This is a genomic window from Corallococcus exercitus (assembly GCF_003611585.1).
Lineage (GTDB): Bacteria > Myxococcota > Myxococcia > Myxococcales > Myxococcaceae > Corallococcus > Corallococcus exercitus.
The window spans coordinates 1-4,167 of sequence record NZ_RAVW01000612.1 but is presented as its reverse complement, the minus strand read 5'-3'; the positions used below and the strand labels follow the sequence as shown (position 1 = coordinate 4,167).

The 4,167-nt window shown below is 74.0% G+C and carries 3 protein-coding genes; 1 reads left to right on the top strand and 2 read right to left on the bottom strand.

All coding sequences use genetic code 11. The features are described from left to right. The coding region (locus D7W79_RS44085) for a hypothetical protein (RefSeq protein WP_158617166.1) at positions 1 to 515 on the top strand (515 nt) is incomplete at its 5' end. A gap of 12 nt (positions 516 to 527) precedes the next feature. Here the strand turns inward: D7W79_RS44085 and D7W79_RS39595 are convergent. Continuing rightward, positions 528 to 1,373, bottom strand: coding sequence for an outer membrane protein (locus D7W79_RS39595; RefSeq protein WP_120530395.1), 846 nt, complete (start codon positions 1,371 to 1,373; stop codon positions 528 to 530). Positions 1,374 to 1,477: 104 nt separating this feature from the next. Next, on the bottom strand, positions 1,478 to 4,114 hold the full coding sequence (locus D7W79_RS39590; RefSeq protein WP_338078851.1) for an ATP-binding protein: 2,637 nt from the start codon (positions 4,112 to 4,114) through the stop codon (positions 1,478 to 1,480). Positions 4,115 to 4,167 lie beyond the last annotated feature (53 nt).

The window sequence follows — 4,167 nt, the reverse complement described above, 5'->3', positions numbered from 1 at the left end:
CCACCCGCCCCATGTCCCAGGAGGAGCTGCCCGTTCCCTGGAAGCCCCAGGGCGCGGGCGAAGCCACCGAGGCCCTGGAGGCCGCGAAGATCTTCGGCGCCCTGTCCCAGACGACCGGCAACATGCCGGCCTACCTGGACGAGAAGGCGACCCCCTACGTCCCGCCCAAGGAGGCCCCGCGCCGCCAGGCCCCCGTCGTCGACGAGCGTCCCCACGAGACCCGCCCCATGCAGGTGCGGACCAAGACGCGCGAAACGCTCGTGGGCTACGACATGGACATCTCCGCGGCCCTCAAGGCAGCGGAGCTGAAGCGCCGCGAGGAAGAGCTCGCCGCCCAGAAGCGCAACAGCAAGAAGAAGAAGCCCGCGAAGTCCGCGGGCGGCAGCCCGTTCGCGGGCCTGTGGCCCATTCCGCCCCAGTACCGCTTCTGGGCCATGCTCCTGGTGGTCGCCCTGGCGTGCGCCCTGGGCTTCGGCGTGATGTGGCTCTTCCTCAACGCCGACGCCGGCGCCTGAGCCCCCAGGCGCTCAGTCCAGCGCCGGCAGCCGGTACTGGAGGCCCAGCGACACCGTGGCGGTGCTCAGCCAGTTGCTCGTGAAGCCGTCGCTGAACTCCTCGCCGTTGTCGTCCGACGTGCCGCGCGCGCCGCCGCCCAGGTAGCGCAGGTTGAGGAACGCCTCCACGGTGTCCGTGATGCGCACGCCGCCGCGCAGGCTCGCGTCCAGCAGCGCCCCGGTCGTGGCGGAGTCGTCATCCCCGTTGATGAGGGCCGTCGGCGCGTAGCTGCCATCCGCCTCCAGCCCCACCCACCAGTTCCGGCTCAAGGGCCACCGCACGCGCACCTTGAGCAGCGGCACCGGCCCCACGTCCCGGTTGGCCCGCCGCAAGGTCCCGTCCGCGGACGTGAAGACGAACGTCGCGTTGCGAAGCTGGAGGGAGGCGCCCACCGACAGCTCCCGCTCGGGGCCGCCCAGCAGGTCGTAGAGGTAGCTGGCCCGGTAGAATGGGAACGCGTAGCGCACGTCCAGCGGCGTGTTCTCCGGGAACGTGAGCCCGTCCAGCGTGACGTCCCGTCGCAGCACCACCTGCGTCTGGATGTCCAAGGGCTGCACCAGGAACACCACCGTGTGTCGCCCACGCAGGGACAGCTCCGCGCTCAGGCGCACGAACGTGTAGAGGTTGTCCTGCCCGCCGTCCTCCGGGAAGCGGAAGATCGTCCCGTCGCTTCCCTCCCGCAGACTGTGCGCGAGGACGTCCAGGAAGCCCAGCTCCCCCACCGCGCGCAGCTCCACGCGCGGCTCCTCCGCGCGCGCGGGGCCCGCCATCCCGAGCAGCCACGCCGCCGCGCCCGCCATGACCTGGAACCGGTGCATCGTCTCCCTCCGGGAGTGCGTCCTCGAAGCCGGAAGCAGACCCGACCCGGGCGCGCGAAGGGGGCCCCTGTGAGGGGACTGTTCACTCCCCGCTCGCGCGTCTGTCAGGCGCCCGTCAGGGGCAGGGGCGGCGCCACGGGCGGCTCCAGCGGCAGGAAGAGCCGGAAGATGGTGCCCTTGCCCGTCTCCGGCGTGTCCAGCGACACCTGGCCCAGGTGCGTATCCATGATGCGCTTCACCAGGGCGAGCCCCAGCCCGGTGCCCTGCGCCTTGGTGGTGAAGAAGGGTTCGAAGACGCGCGTGCGCAGCTCCTGCGGGATGCCCGGTCCCGTGTCGCAGAACTCCACCTGGACGCCGGCCCGGTCCACCCACGCCCTGCGCGCCACCACGCGCAGCGTGCCGCCCTGGGGCATGGCCTGCACGGCGTTGAGCGCCACGTTGAGGAAGCACTGACGGATGAGCCGCTCGTCCACCGTCACCGGCGGCACGCCCTCCTCCATCACCCACTCCACCCGCACCGGATGCGGCGAGGTGGCGCCCACGTCGGAGAGCGCGCTGCCCACGGCCTCCTCCAGCAGCTGCGCCACCGACACCGGATACGGGTGCGGCGACGGAGGCCGCGCGAAGGTGAGCAGGTCCGCGACCATGCGGTCCAGCCGGTCCGCCTCCTCCCCCACGATGTCCAGCAGCGGCGTCGCCGCGCTCTCCGGGCCGACGATGCGGCGGATGGTGGCCACGGAGTTGAAGATGGCGCCCAGGGGGTTGCGCACCTCGTGGGCCACCACCGCGGACAGCTCACCCAGCGCGGCCAGCCGCTCGCGGTTCACCAGCTGCTCCTGCGTGCGCGCCAGCTTCGCGTAGCTCTGCTTCAGGTCCTCCACCAGCCGCGCGCCCTCCAGCGCCAGCGACAGTTGGTTGGCGATGGCGTCCGCCCGCTCCAGCTCCGCGGGCGTGAAGCGGCGCGGCCGGCGCGTCTCCACCATCACCGCCACGCCCACCATCTGGTCGTGCACGGCGAGCGGCAGCACCATGTACGCCAGGCCCTCCGCGGCCTGGCGCAGCTCGTCGTTCACCCGCACCTCCGTGTCCGCGTCCTCCACGCGGAGCGGCTGGCGCGTGCGGAACACCTGCGCGGCGAGCGAGTTCGACGACAGGTCCAGCGGCACCTCGCGCCCCAGCAGCTCCGGGTGGCCGCCCGTCGCCGCGCGGATGGCCAGCCGCTGGCCCTCCGCGTCCGGCAGGAGCACGTACGCGTCCGGCACGTCCACGATGCGCGCCAGGCTGGTGACGCCCGTGGCCAGCAGCCGGTCCAGCTCCAGCGTGGCCGCCAGCGCCTTGCCCACCTCGTGCATCAGCGCCAGGTCCTCCGCGCGGCCGCGCACCTCGTCCAGCAGCCGGTGGGATTCGATGGCCGCCGCGAAGTGCGTGCCCATGGCCTGGAGCGTCTCCACCTCCAGCGCGGTGAGCCGCCGCCGCGCGTGGAACAGCACGCTCAGCGTGCCCACGCCCCGCGAGCGCACCCGCAGCGGCACCGACACCAGCGTCTGGAACGCCAGCGCTCGGAGCGCGTCGCGCGTGGGCGCGGGACACGCCTCCGCTTCCAGCACCTGCACCGCGTCCGGCATCCCTCCCGGACGGGGAAGCGAGCCCAGCCGCGCCCGGCGCACGCGCGCCACCGCGTCCTCGGACAGCCCGCGCGAGTAGACCAGCTCCAGGGGCTCGCCCGGCTCGTGCCGCGTGTCCGCGGGCAGCAGCAGGCACACCGCGTCGCAGCCCAACAGGCCGGAGATCTCCTCCGTGCCGGAGCCGAAGAAGGCGCGCGGGTGCGGCGCGGACGCGGCCTGCGCCGCCAGCCGTCCCAGCGCGGTGAGCGCCGTGGCGCGCACGCTCAGCCGCTGGATGGTGCGCGCCGCGTCCAGCGCGGACGACACCTGCTGGCCGAACAGCCGCACCGCGGACACGTCCTCCTCGCTCAGCCACTCCGAGGCCAGCACCAGCATGGCCGTGGGCGCGCTCTCCACGTCGATGCGCACCCCCACCGCCCGGTGCGTCTCCGCGCGGCGGAACACCGCCAGCACCGCGTCCATGCGCGCCTCGGACACGAACCGGGACGCCTCCGCGCCCAGGTCCTCCACCCACGCGTCGCCGTCGCGCCAGGTGCGCACCAGCGCGGGCGCCCAGCCGCCGGGGGCCTCCGCCCGGACGCGGCCACCCAGCGCCGGCGCGTGCGGCACCAGCCGGGGGGACAGCCCCGCCACGGACAGCTCCACGCCCACGCCCCGGGGCGTCAACCACGCGAAGCCCAGCTCCAGCGCCTCCAGCCCCCGGAACACCTCCTCGCGCACCGCGTCCTCGGAGTGCAGCGCGCGCACCGCGCTCCCCAGCTCCGCCAGCCGCCGCAGCACCGTGCGGCGCCGCACGCGGCAGGTCACGTCGCGCACCTGCACCACCCAATCCCGGGCATGCGGATGCACCGTCAGCTCCACGCGCACCCCGCTGCCCGCGACGTGCAGCCACGCCTCGTAGGTGCCCGCCACCGGAGACGTGCCCAGCCGCCGCGCGAGCCGGTCCGCCGGGTCCTCCAGCGGCCCCGGCTCCCACAGGAGCGCCGTCACCGGCTGTCCCACCAGCAGCTCGCGCGCGACGCCCGTCAGGCGCGACATGGCGGGGTTCGCGTGCACGAGCATGCCGTCCCGAAGCACGAACACGCCCAGGGGCATGTCGTCGAAGAGGCGGTACACCGCCCCTGGCTCCTCGGAAACCGTCCCCACCCGACGGTTCATGCGCTCTGTGC

Excerpts from the sequence above, each read along its gene's own strand:
- D7W79_RS39595 (WP_120530395.1), bottom strand. The coding sequence starts at position 1,373 with ATGCACCGGTTCCAGGTCATGGCGGGCGCGGCGGCGTGGCTGCTCGGG.